This is a genomic window from Variovorax sp. OV700 (genome assembly GCF_900099805.1).
In the GTDB taxonomy this organism is placed as follows: domain Bacteria; phylum Pseudomonadota; class Gammaproteobacteria; order Burkholderiales; family Burkholderiaceae_C; genus Variovorax.
Genome location: NZ_FNDR01000009.1, coordinates 15,795 through 37,093, shown reverse-complemented (window position 1 = coordinate 37,093; position 21,299 = coordinate 15,795). Strand labels below are relative to the sequence as shown.

Here is a 21,299-nt window from a genome sequence, read left to right as displayed (position 1 = left end):
TCGCTTGCTATTTTCGTCGGCGTGGTGCACACTCGCGGGCTTGAATTTGCGGGTTAACCCCAGGGTTGATCGCTAATTCGGAACCCCGCTCTTTTCTTGTGGTGCCCCATGGCGGCTTACGCCTCGATCACGTCCTCAGTCACTAAGTTTGCGCTCACCGGCTTTTTGCTGGCGGCGTTGGCGACCGGGGCCGAGGCCCGCCGCGATTGGTTTGGCACCGGAAAGCCCGCCCAGGATTCGATTGCACTGGCCGAACTACCGGCTCAGGGCCAGCGAACCTACGAAGCCATTCTGAGTGGCGGCCCCTTCCAATATGAAAAGGACGGCACGGTATTTGGCAATCGCGAGCGTCTCTTGCCGCCAGCGCGGCGCGGTCATTACCGCGAGTACACGGTGGCAACGCCCGGCTCGCGCGATCGCGGGGCGCGTCGCATTGTCTGCGGCGGTGAACAGCGCACGACACCCGAGGCCTGCTGGTACACGGCAGACCACTACGCGAGTTTCAGACGGATTGCACCATGAGCGATGACAACGACTTGAGCGGCGCCCCGAAGCGCCCCGAAGAAATGATGATGACTATGGAAAGACCAGCGGAGATGACACTATCCCTTCGTGCCGTACGCCCGAACATCGTGCAGTCGATTCGTGCGTTCCGCGTGAACGACCTGCAGGAAGCCGCGAACGCCGCGGGCCAGCATTTCCTGTACGCCAACCTGGGCAACGCCCAGACCAAGCAGGACGTTCTCGACCTGATTGCCCAGCAGTTCACCTTTCCGGCGCACTTCGGCAAGAATTTTGACGCGCTGTACGACTGCATGACGGACCCGTTGCATAAATCGGGCCCGCAGCCCGGCTTTGTGATCGTGCTCGAGCAGATCCCTGCCAACGCCAAGTTCGACAAGGAAGCGCGCGAGCAACTGCTCGACATCTTCCGGGACGCCTCCGACTACTGGGGGGACCGAAAAGTCCCGTTCCGGTGCTTCTATTCTTTTCTGTAGCCCGTTCTGCACACACCAGCCAAGCAGAACGGGCGAACGAGGCTCAGCCGAACGGCGCAGCACTCGATGGCATCGAAATCAACGGCAACCCGGCCACCGCAGCAGCCGGCACGGAGCCTGAAGGCGAAAAAATGCCGACCGACAAACTGGTCGACGTCTCGCCGCTCGCATTGCGCATGAGCAGCCCGTTCAACGCGGGCTACTGGCTAGCGGCAGCCTGAATAGGCCCACCCCCGAAGCGGCTCACTTCGTGTAGCCGCCTCCCCCTCAAGGGGGCAACACCTGCGGCCCGGCAAAGCCGGTTCCGCGGTGTTCACGAACGAAAGCCCGCCTTTGCCAAGGCGGGCTTTTTTTCATTGGCGCGGGGGAACGGCCTGCGCCAGGGCGACGTACTCGGCCACTGGCACTTCCTCAGCCCGGCGCTGGGCGTCGAACTCGCCCTCGAAGCCATGCTCGTCGAGCCACTTGCCCAGGGTGTGCCGCATGATCTTGCGGCGCTGGCTGAAGGCGACTTGTACGATCTCGCCGAGGCGGGCGGCATCCACGGCGGGCGGCTGGGCCAGCGGCACCATCCGGACCACGGCGCTGTCGACGCGCGGCGGGGGGTCGAAGCTCTCAGGCGGCACGAACAGCACGTTTTCCATCTCGTAGCGCCACTGCAGCATCACGCTCAGGCGGCTGTAGTCGGACGTGGCGGGCCGGGCGACCATGCGGTCGATCACTTCCTTCTGCAACATGAAATGCTGGTCGGCAATCAGGTGCGCAAAGCCCAGCAGATGGAACAGGATGGGCGTGGAGATGTTGTAGGGCAGGTTGCCGACCACCCGCAGCGGGGCCGGAAACCTGGCAGCGAGCTCGGCGAAATCGACCTTGAGCACGTCGGACTCGATGACGTCGAGCTGCGGATGATCGCGCAGCCGCTTGGCCAGGTCGCGGTCGAGCTCGATGACCGTCAGGCGCCCGAGCCGCTCCACCAGGGGCTGCGTGAGCGCCGCCAGCCCAGGACCGATCTCGACCATGGCGTCGCCAGGCTGCGGCGCGATCTCGTGCACGATCGCTTCGATGATGCCCCCGTCGGACAGGAAGTGCTGCCCGAACCGTTTCCTGGCGATATGGGCCATCAGGACTGGGGCGGCTCGCGGTACTCGACGTAGGCGCGCGCGCGCACTTCCTGCACCCAGGTGGTGAAGGCCTCTTCGACCCGCTGTTCGCGCAGCACGGCGCGCGCGGCTTCGCGCTGCTCGGCCTGGGTGAGCTTGGATTCGCGCCGGCCGACCACCTGAATCAGGTGGACGCCGAAGCGCGATACCACGGGATCGCTGATCTGGCCCGGCGCGAGCCGGTCCATGGCTTCCTCGAACTCAGGGACGAACTGGCCGGGGCGCGACCATCCCAGGTCGCCGCCTTCCTTGGCGCTCGCGTCTTGCGAGTTGTCGCGCGCAAGGCCAGCGAAATCGGCCGTGCCGGACTGCACGCGGCGCTTGAATTCGGCGAGCTGCGCCACGGCCTGGGCCGTGGTGCGCTTGGGGTCGTTGAGCAGCAGGATGTGGCGCACCTGCGTCTGGGTGACGGTGGCATCGGTGGCGCCAAGCTGCGACTTGGCCAGCACCTTCAGCACGTGGAATCCGGCGCCCGAGCGAATGGGCCCTGCAATGCCGTTGACCGCTGTGGATTGCGTGGCTTCGACGAACAGCGAGGGATAGCGGTCCGCGGTGCGCATGCCGACTGCGCCGCCATTGGCGCGGTCGGGCGAATCGGAGTTTTCCTGCACCAGCTTGGCAAAGTCTTCGCCCGAACGGGCGCGCTGCGCCAGGCCTTGAGCCCGCTGCTGCAAAGTGGCTACCTGCGCAGGGGTCGCGTTCTCCGGCACGGCGACCAGCAGGTGCGCGAGGTTGATGTTCTGAAGCGCCGCGTCCTTGGTGGGGGAATTTCGCTGGTCGCGCAGGTATTCGTCGGCTTCGGAGTCGCTGATCTTGACCTTCGATTCCACCTCGCGGTCGCGCAGGCGCGTGAGCAGCAGCTGGTCGCGCAGGTCGTTGCGGAATTCACGCGGCGAGATGCCCTCGGCCACCACGCGGCGGCGCAGCTCTTCGACCGTGACCTGGTTCTGCCGCGCCACGGTCTGCTCGGCCTGGTCGATGGCGACGTCGTCCACCTTGATGCCGTTTTCCTTGGCCAGCTGGAGCTGGGCGCGCTCGGAGATCAGGCGCTCGAGCACCAGGCGGGTGAGCTCGGCGCGCGGAACGCGCTCGGCCTCGGCGTTCTCGCGGATCAGCCGCGTGACGCGCGACTGCACTTCGGTGTTGGTGATGGGTTCGGAGTTGACCAGTGCAACGATGTACTCGGCCGAGCGCTGCACCGGCGCGGCGCTGGACGGTGCCGGGCGTGCAACCGGGGCCGCAAGGCGGGGGCCGGCGCGCATGATGTCCGTGATGCCGCTGCCGCCACCGGGGCGCAGGCCCTGCGCGCCGGAGGATGCGGCCAGCGCCGCGAGGCAGCCCAAGGTAAGGATGGAACGGATGTGTTTCATGGCGTTGCTCAATCGTCTCAGTCGTAATTGGTGAAGCGGCTCGGCCCTTCGGTGGGCTGGCGAAGAGGCTGGTAGCGCTGGATGTTCTGCCGCAGGGCCTGCATGGGACTCGATCCGATGCTGGAAAATCCGACGAATTCGAGCTGGAACATGATGCGGGTGTTGGCCGTCACCTGGCCGGTGGTGACGCGCTGCAGCACAACGCGTCCGATCCAGCAGCAGCCGTCGTACTCGAAGCCGAGCACGCCGTCCGTGAGTTTCTCGTCCTGCAGGCTGTAGTTGAGCCGGCCGACCGCGTACCACCGTCCGCCCCCCTGGCCCTTGCCCGGGCCGAGGTCCTTGCCCTTGTCGCCCCACAGGTCGTTGAGGGGCCACTGCCAGCCCACATCGAAAGACTTGTTGCCGTCGGTCGCGGTCGGCGTGCTGGGCGCCTGGTAGCGGAAGGCCGCGCTCAAGTTGTGGTACGGCTCGGGGTTGTAGCGCGCGCTGATGGCCGAGCGTTCCGACTTGCGCGTGTCGGGGTTGTACTGGACCACCGTGTCCAGGCTCCACTTGGGCGTCCAGTTGATCTGCGCGCCCAGCAGCAGGTCGCTCGCACGATCGGTCACCGGGATGCCGCCCGGCAGCGTGACCTTCTGGTCGCTGAAGCGCAGTCGCTGCGCAACGCCGAAGCGCGCGGCCTCGACCCCGGTGTCGGGGTCGATCAGGCGGGAGGTCACGCCCAGCGTGAGCGTGTTGGTGTCGGAGATGCGGTCGTTGCCCGAGAAGGCGTTCTCGGTGTAGATGGTCGCAAAGCTGAAGTCGTTGGCCGCCGAATCGTAGTTCGGCAGCATGCTCTGGTTGCGGTACGGCGTGTAGACGTAGTACGCGCGCGGCTCCAGCGTCTGGCGGAAGGCGCGGCCGAAGTAGCTCGCGTCGCGCTCGAAGATCAGGCCGCTGTCGAGGCTGAAGGTCGGCACCGTCCGGTTGCTCGAGGTCGGGAAGAAGTAGAGCGAATTCCCGTTGTAGGGCACGCCATTGACATATGTGATGCCATTGACGGTGAGCTTCGGAATGTCCGACTGCGGCAGGTAGTAGTTGTACGAAGCCGTGTTCAGCTGCAGCTTGGGAATGACGAAGGAACTCGGCGTGATGAACGGCCGGCTGATCGTGGCTATCGCCAAGGCGCGATCGCCGTCGGGCTGCGACTGCTGGTTGATGTCGAAGCCAGGCTGGCCCGCCAGGATGCTGTTGACGCGGAAGCGCGTGTAGTCGAGGTTCAGCGAAACGTCGAAGCCGTGCCAGTCGTACTTGTTGTAGTTGGCCGTGATCTGCGGCATCCGGTCATAGGACGGCACGATGGGCGACAAGTTGTACTGCAGCGTCTGGTAGCGCAGCGCACGAATCCCGCCGCTCCAGTCGCCCTTGCCCCAGTTGAGCGCCGCTTCGTTCGGCAGCTGGCGCTGCGCCAGGGTGGGCGTGCGCGTGAAGTCGCGCCAGTAGTCGTCGTCGCTGACCCGGTTGATGTTGATGTTGGCCGACAGCGAATCCAGTCCCAGCGCCTTGGCATTGAACTCCTGGTGGTGATTGGCCCAGATGCCCCATCGCTTGTTGCTGTTGGGCGCAGCGGTCAGGTCCTTGGCCTGGATTTCTCCGTTGGCCAGTTGCTGGAGCTGGGTGGCGCGCAGCTCGTTGTAGCGCTGTCCCACCAGGCGGTCGCTGCCCATCAGGTCCAGGCGGATGGTGCCGCTGTAGTCTTTCTCGAGGTAGCGGAATTCCGAGCCCAGGTTGAGGCCCCGCTTGCTCATCAGCGTTGGCGTGAAAGTGGCGTCGCGGTTGGGTGCGATGTTCCAGTAGTACGGCTGCGAGATCTCCATGCCGTTGTTGTTGTCGACGCCGATCGTGGGCGGCAGCAGCCCGCTCTTGCGCTGGTTCGACAGCGGAAAGCTCACGCTCGGAAGCGGCGGCGTGCTGATGCCCATGAAACTCAGTCGCGCATCGGTGGCCACGCCGACGTTTTCCTCGGTGTCGGTGGTCATCGTGGCCGCGGTCAGCAGCCAGGCCGGCATCCAGCCCGGAAAATCTTCGCGGCGGCAGGTGGTGTAGGTGGCACTGCGGGCCACCGATATGTTGCTGTCGACGAAATCGATGCGCTGCGCCTCGCCGTGCCCGCCGTTGACGAGGAAGGAGTAGCGCACGTTGTTGAAAAAGCCCTCGAAGGTCTCGAGCTTGAGCTCGAGTTCGGGGCCTTCGTACACATTGCCGGCCTGGTTGACCCGCACGTTGCCGCGCGCCTTGGCGCGGTCGTCGGGCTGGTAGTACTCGAGCCGGTCGGCGGTGATGGCGACCTCGCCGCGCCGCAGCGTCGCATGGCCTTCGACCACGGTTTCGAGGTCCTGGCGACCCGACAGCCGGTCGCCGGTGATGAGGCTCGGCAGCTGGCTGCGTTCATTCGGCGGCAGCGTTTCGGTCAGTTGCGGCGTGCGCTTGAGCGTGAGCGGACCGTCGAGGCCGCCCGCCGGCTGCGCGGACGCGCCATGCGCATGCAGCAGCGCCAGCGACAACACGGCCAATGGCAGGGGCGGGCCGGAACGCCGCGAGGCAACGCGTCGGCTCATCAAGCCACCCGCCCAGTCGTTCCGGAGAAGGCCCGCAGTCTCCCCTGGGAGGGCTGCGAGTGCACAAGGTGCCAAGCGTGGGGGCTTTGGATCGTAGGCATCGGTCAGGAACGAAGGATCGTCGGGAGGACGGCGCGGCAGGCCGGCGGGTTGCAGGAGCCGGCGGCAGCCCTGTTCGACCGGGGAGGACCGCAGGAGTTGCCGCGCCAGGCGGATTTGTAGAATCGATTATCCATGACAGCACCCCCGCTCCCGGCTTCCGAGCCTACCCCCTCCGCCGAAGCCATTCCCTGGACCGATCCGCAGCGATCCGCGACCTTCCGGCACTGGCTGGCCGGCATCTCCGCCACGCACCGCTTGCTGCCCGAAACCGTGCGCCTTGCGTCAGCCGACGCGAGCTTTCGGCGCTACTTTCGCGTCGACGGCGCGGACGATGGTGACACTCGCATCGTGATGGACGCGCCGCCGGACAAGGAAAACAGCGAGCCCTTCGTGCAGGTCGCCCGCTTGATGGCCGAAGCCGGGATCACCGCGCCCAAGGTGCTCGAATGGGACCGGGCGAACGGCTTCCTGCTGCTGGACGACCTGGGCCGCCAGACCATGCTCGAGGTCATCGATCCGGCCCTGCCCGACGCGAGCCGTCCGCTCTACGACCAGGCCATCGACGCGCTGATCCGCTGGCAGCTGGCATCCAGGCCGGGCGTGCTGCCGCCCTACGACCGCGCGCTGCTCGAGCGCGAACTGGCGCTTTTTCCCGAGTGGTACATCGGGCGCCACCGCGGCATTGCCGTCGAGGGCAAGCTGAAGGAACGGCTGGAACGCAGCTTCAAGCTCATCGTCGAAAGCAACCTGGCCTCGCCAAGCGTCTATGTTCACCGCGACTTCATGCCGCGCAACCTGATGGTCCGCGACGGAGCGGATCTGGGCGTGCTCGACTTCCAGGACGCGGTCTACGGCCCGATCACCTATGACATCGCAAGTCTGATGCGCGATGCCTTCCTGAGCTGGGACGAGGAGTTCGTGCTCGACGTCACGATCCGCTACTGGGAAGCCGCCCGCAAGGCCGGGCTGCCGGTCGACGCCGATTTCGGCGCCTTCTACCGCTCGGTCGAGTGGATGGGGCTGCAGCGCCACCTCAAGGTGGCCGGCATCTTCGCCCGCCTGACACTGCGTGACGGCAAGCCCCGCTACCTGGCCGACACGCCCCGATTCATCGCTTACATCCGCTCGACGGCCAGCCGCTACATGGAATTGACGCCATTGCTGCGCGTGATCGACGAAATCGAAGGCAGCTCGGCGCTCACCGGCTTCGTCTACGGTCGGCCCTAGATGCCCCGTTTCCATTGCCCGGTGCCGCTGATTGCGGGTGCCACGTTCGAACTGCCACCCGGCGCGGCGCGCCACGTGCAGGTGCTGCGGATGCAACCCGGCGACGCGCTCACGCTGTTCGACGGCTCGGGCGGCGAATACGCGGCCACGGTCGAGCGCATGGGGCGCAGCGACGTTTCGGTGACGCTTGGCGTTCACGCGGCCACAGAGCGCGAAGCAGCGCGCGCGGTGCATCTCGCGGTCGGCATGCCCGCCAACGAGCGCATGGACTGGCTGGTCGAGAAAGCCACCGAACTGGGTGTTGCAAGCATCCAGCCGCTGGCGACGGCCCATGGCGTGCTGCGTCTCTCGGGCGAGCGCGCTGAAAAGAAAAGGGCGCATTGGGAGGCGATTGCCATTGCGGCCTGCGAGCAATGCGGCCGCAACCGCGTGCCGGTGATCCATCCAGTGCGGCCGTTCTCGAGCCCGCCGGCCTGGATCGATGCGAACAACAGCGGCACCGCGCTGCGCCTTGTCCTGAGCCTCGCCGACGGTACGCGGCGCCTCGCCGATGCCACCGCATCGGCCCCGGCGGATCGCAGCGTGCTGGTCCTGAGCGGCCCCGAAGGCGGCCTGAGCGGCGCGGAGGAGAAGGAGGCCCTGGCATGCGGCTTTGCGCCGATCACTCTCGGTCCGCGCGTGCTGCGCGCCGAGACGGCAGCGCTCGCGGCACTGGTATCGCTCGCCGGCCCCTGACTGTGTTCCCGTGAGGCGAGCGTGCCTCACCCATTCGTCATGACAGACAAAGAGAAGGATCTTCACGCCATGCTTCGTTCACCACGCGCCCTCCGGCTCGCGCCCCTTGCGCCCGTTGTTCTGGCCATGTTCTGCGCCGTGCAGGGCGCCAAAGCCCAGAACACCGCCGTTGCGCCCACGCCCGCGCAGGTCGGTCCCGAGGTGGAAAAAGCCTTTACCCAACTGATGGCGGCGCCCACGGTCCAGAAACTGCTCGACGCGGTCAAGGCCGACCATGACCGCACGGTCGAAGACCTGAAGATGCTGACGGAGATCGAGGCACCACCATTCAAGGAGCAGAAGCGCGCCGAAGCTTTCCTCGCGCGCATGAAGGCGCTGGGCCTCGCCGACGCGAAGATCGATGCCGAAGGCAACGTGGTCGGCCTGCGCAAGGGCACGGGCAACGGCCCCAAGCTGCTGATCTCGGCCCACCTGGACACCGTGTTTCCCGCCGGCACCGACGTGAAGGTGAAGGAGCACGACGGCAAGCTGCATGCGCCCGGCATTGCGGACGACACGCGCGGCCTCTCCGTGCTGTTGTCGTGGCTCAAGGTGCTCAACGACAACAAGGTGCAGACGGTGGGCGACCTGCTGTTCGTCGCCAATGTGGGCGAGGAAGAGCTGGGCAACCTGCGCGGCATGAAGACCATCTTTCGCGACCACCTGGACATCGATGGCATGGTGGGGCTGGAGCCTTCGCCGGACGGCAATGTGCTGATCCTGGGCACCGCGAGCCACCGCTACGAAGTCACGTTCAAGGGTCCGGGCGGCCACAGCTTCGCCGCCTTCGGCCAGGTGCCCAGCGCGATCCACGGCATGGGCCGCGCCATTGCCAAGATCGCCGAGGTGCGCACGCCGAGCTTCCCGAAGACCACGTTCACGGTCGGCACCGTGGGCGGTGGCACCTCGGTCAACACCATCGCGCCGGACGCGCGCATGGCCGTCGACATCCGCTCGGACGACATGGCCTCGCTGCTCGAGACGGAGAAGAAGATCCTCGCGGCCATCGACGAGGCCGTGGTCGAAGAGAACAAGCGCTGGAACGTCGGCACACTCAGCGCAAGCAACAAGCTGATCGGCGACCGGCCGGGCGGCCGCACGCCCTCCGACTCGGTCATGGTGGAAGCGGCCATCCGCTCGAACACGGCCTTCGGCCACAAGACGCTGCTGCGCGGCGGCAGCACCGACGCCAACGTGCCGATGTCGTACGGCATCCCGGCCATCATCATCGGCGGGGGCGGCAGGTCCACCGGCTTTCACGCCCTGAGCGAGTCGATCGACGTGACAGATGCATGGAAGGGCGCGCAGAATTCGCTCGTCACGGTGCTCGGCCTGGTGGGCATGCAAGGAGTCAGTCCCGCATTGCTGCCTAAACGGCCGGCGCGTACCCGGTAATTTGTCACACGACGCGGCGATAGTGGGCACCTCCACTGTCGGCTCGCGGTCCGTTTGCGTTGGAAAATGCGGGCGGTTCTGTCACACACCAAGGAAATGGCCATGGGATTGCTCGATTCGGTACTCGGTCAGGTGCTCGGAGGCGCGGGCCAACAGCAGCAGCAACCGCAGGGCGGCGGGATGGGCGATCTCGGCGGCCTGGCCGGCGCGCTGGGCGGGCTGCTCGCCAACAACGGCAGCGCAGGGGGCTTGGGAGGGCTGGTTTCCAAGTTCGAGCAAGCGGGCATGGGCGACGTGATCGGCTCCTGGATCGGCAAGGGAGAAAACCAGCCGGTATCCGGCGGACAGCTGCAGGACGCGCTGGGCAGCGACACCATTGCCAACATCGCCTCCAGGCTCGGCATCAATGCGCAAACGCTGCTGCCCATGCTGGCCACCTTGCTGCCGGTACTCATCGACCAGCTCACGCCGCACGGTAAGGTGCCGGAGCAGGGCCTTGGCGACCAGAGCGACCTGCTGAGTTCGCTCGGCGGCCTGCTGCAGAACAGGCAGCCCTGAGCCATTGGCTCATCAAGAATTCCAGCGCCCGCGAGGGCGCTTTTTTTTGGCCTGCGCATTACGGCTGGCGCACCGGAAGCGAATCGCGTAGAACCTCAGCCTCCATGCCGCTGCGCGCCTTCGCCACTTTTCCATGAACCGCAACCTTTGGCTGCTTGCCATCTGCCAGGGCCTGTTCCTGACCAACAACGTCACCTTCATTGCCATCAACGGGCTGGTGGGGCTGAGCATCGCGCCGCACGGCTGGATGGCCACGCTGCCGGTCATGGGCTACGTGGTGGGCGGCGCCCTCACCACGGGGCTGGTGGCGCGCACCCAGCAGCGCTTCGGCCGCCGCGGCTCGTTCCAGATCGGGCTGGCGGTGGCGCTGGGCTCGGCTTTGCTCTGCGCGTTCGCGGCCGTGTCGAAGAACTTCTGGCTCTTGTGCCTTGCCACGGTAGTGGCCGGCTACTACAACGCCAACGCGGGCCTGTATCGCTTTGCCGCCGCCGAACTCGCGGCGCCGGCCTGGCGCGAGAAGGCCGTGTCGCTGGTGATGGCCGGCGGGTTGATCGGCGCGGTGGCGGGCCCCAACCTGGCGGCCGCCACGCGCGAAGTGTTTGCGGTGCCGTTCGCGGGTGCCTACATCGCGCTGGCAGCAGTGGCACTGCTCTCGATGGGGGTCATGCGGTTCATTGACTTTCCCGCCACGCTGACTCGCCAGCAGGCGCTGGGCGGGCGGCCGCTCTCGGAGATCATGCGGCAGCCGGTGTTTATCGTGGCGGCCGCGGCGGGGGCGCTGGGCTTCGGCGTGATGAACCTGCTTATGGCCGCGACGCCCATCGCCATGCAGATCTGCAGCCTGCCTTTTTCCGATGCTGCCCTGGTGCTCGAATGGCATGTGATCGGCATGTTCGCACCAGGCTTCTTCACTGGACACCTCATCCGCCGCTTTGGCGCGCTGCCCGTGATGGGGGTGGGGCTCGCGCTCAACTTCGGCTGCATCGCCGTTGCGCTGTCGGGCGTGGAACTGCAGCATTTCCTGGTGGCGCTCTGCCTCTTGGGCGTGGGCTGGAATTTCCTGTTCACCGGCAGCACGACACTGTCGCTGACGGCCTACACGGCCGAAGAGCGCGACCGGGCGCAGGGCGCGCTCAACTTCTGCGTGTTCGCGACGCTGGCGCTGACCTCGTTCGCCTCGGGCGTGCTGGTCACCACGCAGGGCTGGCAGTTGCTGAACTACGGTTCGCTGGTGCCGGTGGTGCTCACGGGCGCGGCACTGCTGTGGCTCGCGCAGACGCGCCGGCGCGCTGCTGCGGCTGCCGCTGCAGGCGCCTGAAACGCCCCTTCAGTCCGGCGGAAAGCGCTTGTCAAGCCAGCGCTGCAGCGCGGCGAACACCGGCCCGGTATCCAGCTCGTTGAATATCTCGTGGTACAGGGATTCGAAGCACCGCGCTTCGACCATCCCGCTGGGCGCGGCCGCCTCGGCGAAGGCACGGCTGGCGGCCGGCACCACCAGACGATCGTCGCCCGCGTAGATCAATAAAGTGGGGACCGGCCAATGCGCCGCCGCCTGCTGCACCAAAGCCCCTTCGTGCGCGAGAAAGCGCGCAAGCCGGCCGCCGATGCGGTCGTGCGTGAGCGGATCGTCTCGGTAGGCTTGCACCACGGCGCGGTCGTGCGAAAGAAAATTGTCGTCCAGCCCATTGCCGACGCGAAGCCCGGGCGCAATGCGCGGCAGCACCGCGAGCAGTGCCTTCTGGAACTTATTCAGGCCGGGATCGAGCCCCGGAGAAGACAGCACCAGCCCGTCGACCGGCCGTACGCCGCGCGCCACCAGGCTGGCCGCGACCAGCCCGCCCAAGCTGTGGCCCAGCAGCACCAGCGGCAGGCCGGGGTTCTCGCGCCGCGCGTCGTCGATGACCAGCGCAAGGTCGTCGACCAGCCGCAACTCGCTCGGCAGGCCGCCGCGCGCGCCGGAGGACTCGCCGTGCCCATGATGGTCATGCGCCCACACGGCGAATCCCCACCCGTGCAAGCGCTCGGCCAATGCCTGATAGCGGCCGGCATGCTCGCCCAGCCCATGCACCAGCACCACCACGGCGCGCGACGCACCGGCCGCGGGAAAGCGGCGCAGCGCCAGCGTCTCGCCGTCATGCGTGGACAGCGAAACGCGCGGCGGCGGCAAAGGTGGCGTCAGCGGCGCGGGTCCGGTCAAGCGGCGACCGGCTCCGCGGCCGCGGCGCGATGCGCAGCGGGCAGGGCCGCGATCACCTCGGCCACGGCAGCGGTAAGCTTCTTGGCGTAGGGCACATGCAGGAATTCGTTGGGTCCGTGCGCGTTGCTCTTCGGGCCGAGCACGCCGCAGACCATCATCTGGGCCTTCGGGAAGCCGGCGCTCAGCATGTTCATCAGCGGAATGGTGCCGCCCTGGCCGATGTAGCCGCACGAGGCGCCGAAGTGCGCCCGCGACGCCTTGTTGAGCGCGTCTTCGAACCAGGGCGTAATCGTCGGCGCATTCCAACCCGTGGCCCCGCCGCCACTTTCGAAGGTCACGCGTGCCTGGTAGGGCGCGTTGTCCTCGAGCAGCTTTTTCAGGTTCTGCACTGCCTCGGCCGCATCGACGAGCGGAGGCAGGCGCAGCGAGAGCTTGAACGCGGTGTACGGGCGCAGCACGTTGCCCGCATCCTTGAGCGCCGGGAAGCCTTCCGCGCCGGTGACCGACAGCGTGGGCTTCCAAGTCCGGTTGAGCAGCGCTTCCACCGGATCGGTGGTGGTCGGTAGCGCGAACATGGTCGAGCCGCCGCAGTCGTAGTGCGCCCACGGAAAGCGCTTGTAGACCTCTTCGCCGAGGATGGCCGCGGTGGCCCTGGCCTGCGCCAGGCGATCGGCCGGCACTTCGCAATGGAAGCTCGCCGGCAGCAGGCGGCCGGTGGCGCTGTCTTCGAGGCGGTCGAGCACCTGCCGCATGATGCGGAAGCTCGAAGGCACCAGGCCCGACGCGTCGCCGGAGTGAATGCCTTCGGTCAGCACTTCGACCTTGAGCGTGCCGCTGGCCATGCCGCGCAGCGACGTGGTGAGCCACAGCTGGTCGTAGTTGCCGGCGCCCGAATCAAGGCAGATCACCAGTTCGACATTGCCCAGCCGCGGGCGCAGTGCGTCGACGTACGGCAGCAGGTCATAGGAACCGCTTTCTTCGCAGGTCTCGATGAGCCCCACGATGCGCGGATGCGCTGCGCCCTGGCTCTTGAGCGCCTGCAGCGCGGCGACACTGGCGTAGACCGCATAGCCGTCGTCGGCACCGCCGCGGCCGTAGAGCAGGCCGTTCTCGTACTTGGGCGTCCAGGGGCCGAGGTCGTTGCGCCAGCCGGTGAATTCGGGTTGTTTGTCGAGGTGGCCGTACATCAGCACGGTCTCGCCCATGTCGGTGCCGGTGGCCGGCACTTCGAAGAACAGCACCGGCGTGCGGCCTTCCAGGCGCACGATCTCCAGCTTCAGGCCCTCGACCTTCTGCGCCTCGACCCAGGCAGCCGCGTTGCGCAGTACCGTTTCAAGGTAGCCGTGAGCGGCCCAGTCGGCGTCGAAGCCGGGCGACTTGGCGGGAATGGTGATGTAGTCGGTGAGTTGCCTGACGATGTCGCCGTCCCATCGGGCGCTGACATCGGACAGGGCGCGCTCGGCATCGAGCGTTGCGGCGGGCATTTCGCGGTGCAGGGGGGCGTTCATCGGGGAGTTCTCCGCGGGTGACGAAAAAACGCATTTTGCGCCCGTGCGCGACCCCGCGTAGAGTGCGGGCGATCTCAACCCGGAGCGCAATGTGAGCAAGGCAACATCGACTTCGAACCAGATGGATATCAGGGTAGGCATCGGCGGCTGGACCTACGAACCCTGGCGCGACAACTTCTATCCCAAGGGGCTCGCGCAGGCCAAGGAGCTGCGCTATGCGAGCCGCCACGTGAGCGCCATCGAGATCAACGGCACCTACTACAGCACCTTCAAACCCGAGACCTTCCGCAAGTGGCACGACGAGGTGCCCGACGACTTCATGTTCTCGATGAAGGCCTCGCGCTTCACCACCAATCGCAAGGTGCTTGCGACCGCGGGAGACTCGATCAAACGCTTCATCGAAAGCGGCGTAGTCGAACTGGGCGACAAGCTCGGCCCGATCGTGTGGCAGTTCATGCCCACCAAGCAGTTCGACGCCGAGGACTTCGAGGCTTTTCTGCAATTGCTGCCGAAGAAGGAGGGCAGCCGCGCGCTTCGCCACGTGATGGACGTGCGGCACGAGAGCTTCATCACGCCCGCCTACCAGGCGCTCGCGAAGAAGTACAAGGTATCGACCGTGTTCACCGACGCAGACAAGTTCCCGTCGTTCGAAGAGCCCGACGGTGACTTCGCCTATGCGCGGCTCATGATGGCCGACGCCAAGCTCAAGACGGGCTATGCGCCGAAAGCGCTCGACAGCTGGGCCGAGCGCGCGCAGCAGTGGGCCGAATCGCCCAAAAAGCGCGAGGTGTTCGTCTACTTCATCAACGGCGCCAAAGAAAAAGCACCGGCCGCGGCCGGTGCCTTGCTGGAGCGCCTGGGCTGGAAGCCGCCTGAAGAAGCGGCCTGATCAGGCCGCGGCTTGCAGCGACGGCTTGGCGCCGAAGCTGATTTCGCCCGACAGCTGGCCGCCTTCTTCGATCACGATCTTGCCGTAGCGGATCTTGCCAGTGACCTTGCCGGTCGAATGGATCACGAGCTTTTCGCGCACCGTGAGGTTGCCGTCGAACACGCCGCGGATTTCGGCGATGTCGATTTCAGCCGAGCCCTTGAACTCGCCCTGTTCGGCGATCTGCATCAGGCGCGAGTCCATCGTGGCCTCGACCAGGCCTTCGACCACGAGCGTGTCGCAATCGGTGATCTCGACGCCCTTGAGCTTGATGTTGGGGCCGACGGTGAGCTTGCTGCCGCCTTCCTTGGCGGGTGCGGTCGCTGCTGCGGTGAGGCCGCCTTGCTGAGCGGTCAGCGAAGAAGGATTGACGGGCGAACCCGAGAGATTGGTACCCGAGCCCACCAGCGGCGCGGGGCGAGAGGTCAACGAGTCGGTGTCACGATCACGCTTGCCGAAAAAGGGGGACTGTGTAGCCAATGGGGAGCTCCTCAACAAAGGGGCTATCGTAAGAACCCCCTCGCGGCCTGCGGCACTTCATTGCGCAAGAAACGTAACTGAATAAATCCCATGGCCGTCCGACAATGGCGCTCTCCAGTGCCTCCGGCCCCGCAAAGATGACCCGATCGAACACCGACCCTGTTGCCCGGACCTTCGCCATCTCTTCAACCATCGACGCGCGCTTCGACAAACCGGCGAGCGGCTGGCGACGCCGGCTGTTCACGGTGATCTTCGAGGCCGACACGCGCGCGGGCCTGCTCTTCGACCTGATCCTGATCGCCGTGATCGTGACCAGCGTGCTGGTGGTGATCCTCGACAGCGTGCAGCCGATCCGCGAGCAATGGCGGGCCGTGTTCAACGTGCTCGAATGGACGTTCACCATTCTGTTCACGCTCGAATACATCGCGCGGCTCGCCTGCGTGAACAAGCCGCTGCGCTATGCGCTGAGTTTCTATGGCGTGATCGACCTGCTTGCGCTGCTGCCGACCTTCCTGGTGGCGCTCGCGCCCGAGCTCGCCTACCTGATCGACGTGCGCGTCCTGCGGCTGCTGCGCGTGTTCCGCATCTTCAAGCTGTCGCGCTACTCGGTGGAATACCGCGCGCTGGTCTCGGCCGTGGCCGCGAGCCGCCGCAAGATCACGGTGTTCGTCGGCTTCGTGATGCTGGTGGTGCTGGTGATGGGCACGCTGATGTACGTGGTGGAGGGCCCGGTGCACGGCTTCACCAGCATTCCGGTCGCCATCTACTGGGCCATATCGACCATGGCCACGGTGGGCTTCGGCGACCTCGTGCCCAAGACGGACCTCGGCCGTGCCATTGCCTCGGTGATGATGCTGCTGGGCTGGGGCGTGCTGGCCGTGCCGACGGGCATCGTCACCGCCGAGATGGCGCGGCGCGGTCCCGACGACGATACGACGGTGTCGGTGGCACTTGCGCCGCGCGGCGTGCTGGCGATGATGCCTCCCTTGGCCCCGACGGCTCCCGCGCGTCGGCTCACGCCTGCGGCCAGACGGCGCGCCCTTGCGCAGCATCGTCGAGGCGGGCGATGAAGCTGGCGGCGTCGGGCTCGGGCAGCGTGAAAGTGAAGTCCACCGCGTCACCATGCCGCACCTCGACCAGCGCAGCGCCGGCGACGGCGGCAATCTCGCGCCGCACCAGCCCCTCGAGCGCATAGGGCACGGCGCATTGCAGCAGCCGCTGGCGCACGAGCGGAACCAGCGTCGCCCCGAGGCAGGCCTGCGCCACGGCATCGGTGTAGGCCCGTACGAGCCCGCCCGCGCCCAGCTTGATGCCGCCGAAGTACCGCACCACCGTGGCAAGCACGCCTTCGAGCTGCTGGTGCCGCAGCACCTCGAGCATCGGGCGTCCGGCGGTGCCGCCCGGCTCGCCGTCGTCGTTGGCGGCCGATTGGCCGCCCGCCATGAGCGCCCAGCAGACATGCGCCGCGGCGGGGTGTTCGTTGCGAAGCGAGGCCACCACGGCCAGTGCCGCGGCCCGGTCGGCCACCGGCTGGACGCAACCGATGAAGCGGCTTTTTTTGATCAGCAGTTCGCTGTGCGCCGGATGCGAGAGCGTGAAGCTCATGAGTCCGCCGTGCTTCAGGGCGCTCAGCGCTCCCGCTCGAACTTGAACACGGCCGTGCCCGCCCGAGCATTGGGCAGCCAGCGCACGCTGCGGCCTTCCTGCACGCCGAAGGCATCGAGCACGCGCAGGCTGTTCTTTTGCGCCAGCACTTCGAAGTCCTTGAAAGTGCCGACCCGGATGTTGGGCGTGTCGTACCACTGGTAGGGCAGGCGGCGCGTCACCGGCATGCGGCCGCGCGCAATGCTGATGCGATTGGGCCAATGCGCAAAGTTGGGAAAGGCGACGATGCCGATGCGGCCCACGCGCGCGGTTTCGCGCAGCATGACCTCGGCATTGCGCAGGTGCTGCAGCGTGTCGATCTGCAGCACCACGTCGAACGTGGCGTCGTCGAACACCGCGAGGCCTTCGTCGAGGTTCAGCTGGATCACGTCGACGCCGCGGCGGATGCACTGCAGCACGTTGCCGTCGGCAATTTCGACGCCATAGCCGCTGCAGCCGCGCTCGCGCTGCAGCAGGTCGAGCATGGCGCCGTCGCCGCAGCCGAGGTCGAGCACGCGCGAGCCTTCGGGCACCAGGTTGGCGATGAGGCGCTGGGTTTCGATATCGCTCATTGCGCTGTCCCTTCGGCCTGGATCTCGTGCGCCACCCGCTCGAAGTAGGACCGCACCACGCCCATGTAGCGCACGTCGTCGAGCAGGAAGGCATCGTGGCCGTGCGGTGCGTCGATTTCGGCATAGCTCACGTTGCGGCGGTTGTCGAGCAGCGCCTTCACGAGCTCGCGGCTGCGCGCGGGCGAGAAGCGCCAGTCGGTCTTGAAGCTCACGAGCAGGAATTTGGCGGTGGCCTGGGCAAGGGCCGCGCTGAGGTTGCCGCCATGGGCGCGCGCCGGGTCGAAGTAGTCGAGCGCGCGCGTGATCAGGAGGTAGGTGTTGGCGTCGAAGTATTCGCTGAACTTGTCGCCCTGATAGCGCAGGTAGCTCTCGATCTGGAACTCGATCTCTTGCGTCGAATAGCGGTAGTTCAGCCCCGCCGCCTCGCCCTCGACCGCGCTGCGCAGAATGCGTCCGAACTTCTCGTTCATGACGTCGTCGCTCAGGTAAGTGATGTGGCCGATCATCCGCGCGATGCGCAGGCCCCGCTTGGGAATCACGCCGTGATCGTAGAAGTGGCCGCCATGAAAATCGGGATCGGTCACGATGGCGCGGCGCGCCACTTCGTTGAAGGCGATGTTCTCCGCCGTGAGGTTGGGCGCGCTGGCCACCACCACGGCGTGCCGCACGCGGTCGGGGTACTGCAGCGTCCACGACAGCGCCTGCATGCCGCCGAGGCTGCCGCCCATCACGGCCGCCAGCGTGCGGATGCTGAGCGCATCGAGCAGCACGGCCTGGGCGTCGACCCAGTCCTCGACCGTGACCACCGGAAAGTCGGCGCCATAGACGCGCCCGGTGGCGGGGTTCACGTGCATCGGACCGGTGGAGCCGAAGCAGGAGCCCAGGTTGTTTACGCCGATCACGAAGAAGCGGTCGGTGTCGACCGGTTTGCCCGGGCCGACCATGTTGTCCCACCAGCCTTCGGACTTGGGCTGCCCTTCGTAGGTGCCCGCGACATGATGAGAGGCGTTGAGTGCATGGCACACCAGCACCGCATTGCTGCGGTCGGCGTTCAGGGTGCCGTAGGTTTCATACGCGAGCGTGTAGTCGCTGAGCGAGGCGCCGCTGCGCAAGGCCAGCGGGCCTGCGAACTGCATCGACTGCGAAGAGACGACCAAAGAAGGTGACGACATCAATAAAAAACCCGGCCTCGCCAAAAACGAGCCGGGTTGTTCGCCAACTGACTGTCTTTAGCTGAATTTATAAAGCGCCCGCAAGCTGAAGCAAATCGGCGCAAGAAGCAGTATATCGCCCTGCCGGATTACCAGCCGACGATCATCACGATGCCAAGCACGAGGAAGATCACGGCCGAGATGCCGTGCACCAGCGTGATCGGCACCCGCTTCACGATCTTGTCGCCGAGCCAGACCACCGGGGCGTTGGCCAGCATCATGCCAAGCGTTGTGCCCGCCACCACCCACACATAGGCCTGCGTGAAGCGTGCGGCCAGCATGACGGTCGCGATCTGGGTCTTGTCGCCCATCTCGGCCAGGAAGAACGCGACGAGCGTGGTGCCGAAGACGCCGTAATGCGAGGCGGCTGGCGCGTCGTCTTCGTCGAGCTTGTCGGGAATCAGCATCCAGGCCGCCATGGCGATGAACGAGCCCCCCAGGATCCAGCGCAGGACCTCGGGGCCGAGCCAACGGGTGATGTAGTTGCCGACCGCGCCGGCCAGTGCATGGTTGACGATGGTGGCGGCGAAGATGCCGAGCACGATGGGCCAGGGTTTTCTGAAACGAGCGGCCAGCAAGAGGGCCAGCAACTGGGTCTTGTCGCCCATTTCGGCGAGCGCAACCACGCCCGTTGCAACGAGAAAAGCTTCCATGAAAGCAGGGGTTCCTTGGGCCGAAGGACGCAATTGACCGTGCAACACCTTCGGCCATATTCCCGAAGTTGCACGGTCAAAGGTCTCGCCAGGTGATTCACTGCACGCGCCATGTCCTGTGTGGGTCAGGACAAGTCTGTTGACGCGGGCCCTTCTCGCGGTGGAAGGCGGCTACTCCCCAATGACGCTCGGGATTCTACCTAACCCGCCGAGCGCCCTCTGTCTGCAGGTAAGCAGACGCTAGCTTTTCGTAATTTTTGGAGGCCCTGCAGGAAGCGGCAAATTCCTGCTTGCATTTCACATATTTCACCCATAATGCACGAGCCTCCCTCTTGATTTTGCCGGGAGGAAGTTCGGTGATCGGTCAGTTTCGCGCGACTCGACAGCTCTTGGTTGAGTGATGCTTTCGGGACTCCATCGCTTTTCTTGCTATGTGTTTATAGGAGTCCCTTGATGGGCAACAAACTGTACGTCGGCAACCTGCCTTACTCGGTGCGCGACGGTGATCTCGAACAGGCTTTTGGACAATTCGGTTCGGTGACCAGTGCCAAGGTCATGATGGAACGCGACACCGGCCGCTCGAAGGGCTTCGGCTTCGTCGAGATGGGCAGCGACGCGGAAGCGCAAGCCGCCATCAACGGCATGAACGGCCAGCCCCTGGGCGGCCGCAGCGTCGTCGTCAATGAAGCACGCCCGATGGAAGCACGTCCCCCGCGCAGCGGTGGTGGCGGCGGCTACGGCGGCGGCGGCGGCGGCGGTGGTTATGGCGGCGGTGGTGGCGGTGGCTACGGCGGCGGCGGTGGGGGCTACGGTGGTGGCGGCGGCGATCGCAGCGGCGGCGGCGGTGGCCGCTCCGGTGGTGGCGGCTACGGCGGCGGCGGTGGTGGACGCAGTGGCGGTGGCGGCGGTGGTGGCGACGGCGGTTTCCGCAGCCCCTACGGCGCCGGTCCTCGCGGCGGCGGCGGTGGTGGCCGCTCCGGTGGTGGCGGCGGCGGCTACGGCGGCGGTGGCAACAGCGGCTACTGAGCCCTGCACTTCGGCTCGCACAGACAAAAGGCTCCCTCGGGAGCCTTTTTCATTGGGACGGACGCAAAGAGGCGGCGCCCGAGGAAGGCTCAGCTTTCGCCGCTGCGCTTCTTGCGGGCGCGGCCTTGCACGGCGCGGTCGAGCAAGGCGTTCGGCAGCATGCGCATCAGCTTGGCGATCACGCCCATCTGCCAGGGAATCACGCGGTAGCTGGTGCCGGCCTCGATGGCGCGCAGCGCCTGGTCCGCAAAGTCCTCGGCCTTCATGAGAAAGGGCATGCCGTAGCGGTTGCCCTGCGTCAGCGGGGTATCGATGTAGCCCGGGCAGAGCGTGACGACCTTGACGCCGCTGTTGTGCAGCTCGCCGCGCAGGCTCTCGCAGTACGCGACCACACCCGACTTGCTGGCGCAGTAGGCCCCGTGCCCCGGCAAGCCGCGGATGGCCGCAACGCTCGCGATGCCGACCAGCCGGCCGCTGCCGCGCTGCCGCATCGCCGCAACGAAGGGATGGAATGTGGCCATCAGGCCCACGTTGTTGGTGGCGAAGGTCTGGACCATCACCTCGATGTCTTCGCGCTCCGCCGTGTCGATGCCCACGCTGATGCCGGCGTTGGCAATCACCACGTCGGGCAGGCCCTGGCGTTCGATGCATGCGGCGCCCGCACCCACAATGCTGTCGGTCTGAGCCACGTCGGCGCTATAGACCTGATAGCGCGACGGATCCAACTGGGAGGCGGCGGCCCAGGTTTCGATCTCCCCGGTGCGCCGGGCGGCCAGCGCCAGCCGGTAGCCTGCCTGGTAAAAACTGGCGGCAAGGGCTTGGCCAATGCCACTCGACGCGCCGGTGATGAAGACAAGGGGAGATGGGCTCATTCGCGGGTTGTCTTCCGGGGTGGTGGC

21 protein-coding genes and 1 riboswitch are annotated in these 21,299 nt (G+C 66.4%); of the genes, 10 read left to right on the top strand and 11 right to left on the bottom strand.

What is annotated here, in order from left to right; translation table 11 throughout:
- The first annotated feature begins 108 nt into the window (after positions 1-108).
- On the top strand, positions 109-522 hold the full coding sequence (locus tag BLR24_RS20470; RefSeq protein WP_093020255.1) for a guanyl-specific ribonuclease: 414 nt from the start codon (positions 109-111) through the stop codon (positions 520-522).
- Positions 523-572: 50 nt separating this feature from the next.
- Positions 573-998, top strand: coding sequence for a barstar family protein (locus BLR24_RS20465; RefSeq protein ID WP_086012221.1), 426 nt, complete (start codon positions 573-575; stop codon positions 996-998).
- A 353-nt stretch (positions 999-1,351) separates the two neighbouring features.
- Here BLR24_RS20465 and rsmA read toward each other — a convergent pair whose 3' ends face one another.
- From rsmA to BLR24_RS20445, 3 genes are read right to left on the bottom strand one after another with little or no spacing between them, the layout of a single operon-like run.
- Positions 1,352-2,119 (bottom strand): 16S rRNA (adenine(1518)-N(6)/adenine(1519)-N(6))-dimethyltransferase RsmA, encoded by a 768-nt coding sequence (gene rsmA, locus BLR24_RS20455; protein WP_093020251.1) that lies wholly within the window; start codon positions 2,117-2,119, stop codon positions 1,352-1,354.
- Positions 2,119-3,528: a peptidylprolyl isomerase gene (locus BLR24_RS20450; RefSeq protein ID WP_093020612.1), complete on the bottom strand. Its 1,410-nt coding sequence runs from the start codon at positions 3,526-3,528 to the stop codon at positions 2,119-2,121. Before BLR24_RS20450 ends, rsmA begins: the two co-directional genes overlap by 1 nt.
- Before the next feature lie 17 nt (positions 3,529-3,545).
- Positions 3,546-6,125 carry an LPS-assembly protein LptD gene (locus BLR24_RS20445; RefSeq protein ID WP_093020249.1) on the bottom strand — a complete coding sequence of 860 codons (2,580 nt, stop codon included), beginning with the start codon at positions 6,123-6,125 and terminating at the stop codon, positions 3,546-3,548.
- A gap of 234 nt (positions 6,126-6,359) precedes the next feature.
- Between BLR24_RS20445 and BLR24_RS20440 the strand changes: the two genes are divergently transcribed.
- The 5 genes from BLR24_RS20440 to BLR24_RS20420 all read left to right on the top strand — a co-directional run bounded on the left by BLR24_RS20440 (position 6,360) and on the right by BLR24_RS20420 (position 11,499).
- Complete coding sequence (locus tag BLR24_RS20440) at positions 6,360-7,454, top strand: aminoglycoside phosphotransferase family protein (RefSeq protein WP_093020247.1); 1,095 nt, start codon at positions 6,360-6,362, stop codon at positions 7,452-7,454.
- On the top strand, positions 7,455-8,189 hold the full coding sequence (locus BLR24_RS20435; RefSeq protein ID WP_093020245.1) for a 16S rRNA (uracil(1498)-N(3))-methyltransferase: 735 nt from the start codon (positions 7,455-7,457) through the stop codon (positions 8,187-8,189). It begins immediately after the preceding gene.
- 69 nt (positions 8,190-8,258) lie between these two features.
- Complete coding sequence (locus tag BLR24_RS20430) at positions 8,259-9,623, top strand: M20/M25/M40 family metallo-hydrolase (RefSeq protein WP_093020610.1); 1,365 nt, start codon at positions 8,259-8,261, stop codon at positions 9,621-9,623.
- 102 nt (positions 9,624-9,725) lie between these two features.
- Positions 9,726-10,181: a YidB family protein gene (locus BLR24_RS20425; RefSeq protein ID WP_093020608.1), complete on the top strand. Its 456-nt coding sequence runs from the start codon at positions 9,726-9,728 to the stop codon at positions 10,179-10,181.
- A gap of 133 nt (positions 10,182-10,314) precedes the next feature.
- Positions 10,315-11,499 (top strand): MFS transporter, encoded by a 1,185-nt coding sequence (locus BLR24_RS20420; RefSeq protein ID WP_093020243.1) that lies wholly within the window; start codon positions 10,315-10,317, stop codon positions 11,497-11,499.
- 9 nt (positions 11,500-11,508) lie between these two features.
- Here BLR24_RS20420 and BLR24_RS20415 read toward each other — a convergent pair whose 3' ends face one another.
- Together BLR24_RS20415 and BLR24_RS20410 are read right to left on the bottom strand one after the other, a co-directional pair.
- On the bottom strand, positions 11,509-12,360 hold the full coding sequence (locus BLR24_RS20415; RefSeq protein ID WP_093020606.1) for an alpha/beta hydrolase: 852 nt from the start codon (positions 12,358-12,360) through the stop codon (positions 11,509-11,511).
- Between the two features lie 14 nt (positions 12,361-12,374).
- The gene (locus tag BLR24_RS20410; RefSeq protein ID WP_093020241.1) at positions 12,375-13,886 is read right to left on the bottom strand and encodes a M20 family metallopeptidase; all 1,512 of its coding nucleotides are present in this window, start codon (positions 13,884-13,886) and stop codon (positions 12,375-12,377) included.
- 91 nt (positions 13,887-13,977) lie between these two features.
- Between BLR24_RS20410 and BLR24_RS20405 the strand changes: the two genes are divergently transcribed.
- On the top strand, positions 13,978-14,775 hold the full coding sequence (locus tag BLR24_RS20405; protein WP_093020239.1) for a DUF72 domain-containing protein: 798 nt from the start codon (positions 13,978-13,980) through the stop codon (positions 14,773-14,775).
- On the opposite strand, the gene BLR24_RS20400 is transcribed toward BLR24_RS20405, so the two are convergent.
- Positions 14,776-15,294, bottom strand: a complete 519-nt coding sequence (locus tag BLR24_RS20400; RefSeq protein WP_093020237.1) for a bactofilin family protein — start codon at positions 15,292-15,294, stop codon at positions 14,776-14,778.
- A gap of 137 nt (positions 15,295-15,431) precedes the next feature.
- Between BLR24_RS20400 and BLR24_RS20395 the strand changes: the two genes are divergently transcribed.
- A complete protein-coding gene (locus BLR24_RS20395) occupies positions 15,432-16,364 on the top strand; it encodes an ion transporter (protein WP_093020604.1) in 933 nt (310 codons plus the stop codon).
- Here the strand turns inward: BLR24_RS20395 and BLR24_RS20390 are convergent.
- The 4 genes from BLR24_RS20390 to BLR24_RS20375 all read right to left on the bottom strand — a co-directional run bounded on the left by BLR24_RS20390 (position 16,309) and on the right by BLR24_RS20375 (position 19,374).
- On the bottom strand, positions 16,309-16,899 hold the full coding sequence (locus BLR24_RS20390; RefSeq protein ID WP_093020235.1) for an IMPACT family protein: 591 nt from the start codon (positions 16,897-16,899) through the stop codon (positions 16,309-16,311). The two genes, BLR24_RS20395 and BLR24_RS20390, sit on opposite strands and share 56 nt — an antisense overlap.
- 23 nt (positions 16,900-16,922) lie before the next feature.
- Positions 16,923-17,510: a methionine biosynthesis protein MetW gene (metW, locus tag BLR24_RS20385; protein WP_093020233.1), complete on the bottom strand. Its 588-nt coding sequence runs from the start codon at positions 17,508-17,510 to the stop codon at positions 16,923-16,925.
- On the bottom strand, positions 17,507-18,682 hold the full coding sequence (locus tag BLR24_RS20380; protein ID WP_093020231.1) for a homoserine O-succinyltransferase MetX: 1,176 nt from the start codon (positions 18,680-18,682) through the stop codon (positions 17,507-17,509). The genes metW and BLR24_RS20380 overlap by 4 nt, the downstream gene beginning before the upstream one ends.
- Before the next feature lie 128 nt (positions 18,683-18,810).
- Positions 18,811-19,374, bottom strand: a complete 564-nt coding sequence (locus BLR24_RS20375) for a TMEM165/GDT1 family protein (protein ID WP_093020229.1) — start codon at positions 19,372-19,374, stop codon at positions 18,811-18,813.
- A 16-nt stretch (positions 19,375-19,390) separates the two neighbouring features.
- Positions 19,391-19,566: riboswitch (yybP-ykoY riboswitch) on the bottom strand.
- A gap of 261 nt (positions 19,567-19,827) precedes the next feature.
- On the opposite strand from BLR24_RS20375, the gene BLR24_RS20370 reads away from it, so the two are divergent.
- Positions 19,828-20,400: an RNA recognition motif domain-containing protein gene (locus BLR24_RS20370; protein ID WP_093020227.1), complete on the top strand. Its 573-nt coding sequence runs from the start codon at positions 19,828-19,830 to the stop codon at positions 20,398-20,400.
- 89 nt (positions 20,401-20,489) lie between these two features.
- On the opposite strand, the gene BLR24_RS20365 is transcribed toward BLR24_RS20370, so the two are convergent.
- A complete protein-coding gene (locus tag BLR24_RS20365) occupies positions 20,490-21,272 on the bottom strand; it encodes an SDR family oxidoreductase (RefSeq protein ID WP_093020225.1) in 783 nt (260 codons plus the stop codon).
- Positions 21,273-21,299: the final 27 nt, after the last annotated feature.

Excerpts from the sequence above, each read along its gene's own strand:
- BLR24_RS20470 (WP_093020255.1), top strand. The coding sequence starts at position 109 with ATGGCGGCTTACGCCTCGATCACGTCCTCAGTCACTAAGTTTGCGCTC.
- BLR24_RS20465 (WP_086012221.1), top strand. The coding sequence starts at position 573 with ATGACTATGGAAAGACCAGCGGAGATGACACTATCCCTTCGTGCCGTA.
- rsmA (WP_093020251.1), bottom strand. The coding sequence starts at position 2,119 with ATGGCCCATATCGCCAGGAAACGGTTCGGGCAGCACTTCCTGTCCGAC.
- BLR24_RS20450 (WP_093020612.1), bottom strand. The coding sequence starts at position 3,528 with ATGAAACACATCCGTTCCATCCTTACCTTGGGCTGCCTCGCGGCGCTG.
- BLR24_RS20445 (WP_093020249.1), bottom strand. The coding sequence starts at position 6,125 with ATGAGCCGACGCGTTGCCTCGCGGCGTTCCGGCCCGCCCCTGCCATTG.
- BLR24_RS20440 (WP_093020247.1), top strand. The coding sequence starts at position 6,360 with ATGACAGCACCCCCGCTCCCGGCTTCCGAGCCTACCCCCTCCGCCGAA.
- BLR24_RS20435 (WP_093020245.1), top strand. The coding sequence starts at position 7,455 with ATGCCCCGTTTCCATTGCCCGGTGCCGCTGATTGCGGGTGCCACGTTC.
- BLR24_RS20430 (WP_093020610.1), top strand. The coding sequence starts at position 8,259 with ATGCTTCGTTCACCACGCGCCCTCCGGCTCGCGCCCCTTGCGCCCGTT.
- BLR24_RS20425 (WP_093020608.1), top strand. The coding sequence starts at position 9,726 with ATGGGATTGCTCGATTCGGTACTCGGTCAGGTGCTCGGAGGCGCGGGC.
- BLR24_RS20420 (WP_093020243.1), top strand. The coding sequence starts at position 10,315 with ATGAACCGCAACCTTTGGCTGCTTGCCATCTGCCAGGGCCTGTTCCTG.
- BLR24_RS20410 (WP_093020241.1), bottom strand. The coding sequence starts at position 13,886 with ATGAACGCCCCCCTGCACCGCGAAATGCCCGCCGCAACGCTCGATGCC.
- BLR24_RS20395 (WP_093020604.1), top strand. The coding sequence starts at position 15,432 with ATGACCCGATCGAACACCGACCCTGTTGCCCGGACCTTCGCCATCTCT.
- BLR24_RS20390 (WP_093020235.1), bottom strand. The coding sequence starts at position 16,899 with ATGAGCTTCACGCTCTCGCATCCGGCGCACAGCGAACTGCTGATCAAA.
- metW (WP_093020233.1), bottom strand. The coding sequence starts at position 17,510 with ATGAGCGATATCGAAACCCAGCGCCTCATCGCCAACCTGGTGCCCGAA.
- BLR24_RS20380 (WP_093020231.1), bottom strand. The coding sequence starts at position 18,682 with ATGTCGTCACCTTCTTTGGTCGTCTCTTCGCAGTCGATGCAGTTCGCA.
- BLR24_RS20375 (WP_093020229.1), bottom strand. The coding sequence starts at position 19,374 with ATGGAAGCTTTTCTCGTTGCAACGGGCGTGGTTGCGCTCGCCGAAATG.
- BLR24_RS20370 (WP_093020227.1), top strand. The coding sequence starts at position 19,828 with ATGGGCAACAAACTGTACGTCGGCAACCTGCCTTACTCGGTGCGCGAC.
- BLR24_RS20365 (WP_093020225.1), bottom strand. The coding sequence starts at position 21,272 with ATGAGCCCATCTCCCCTTGTCTTCATCACCGGCGCGTCGAGTGGCATT.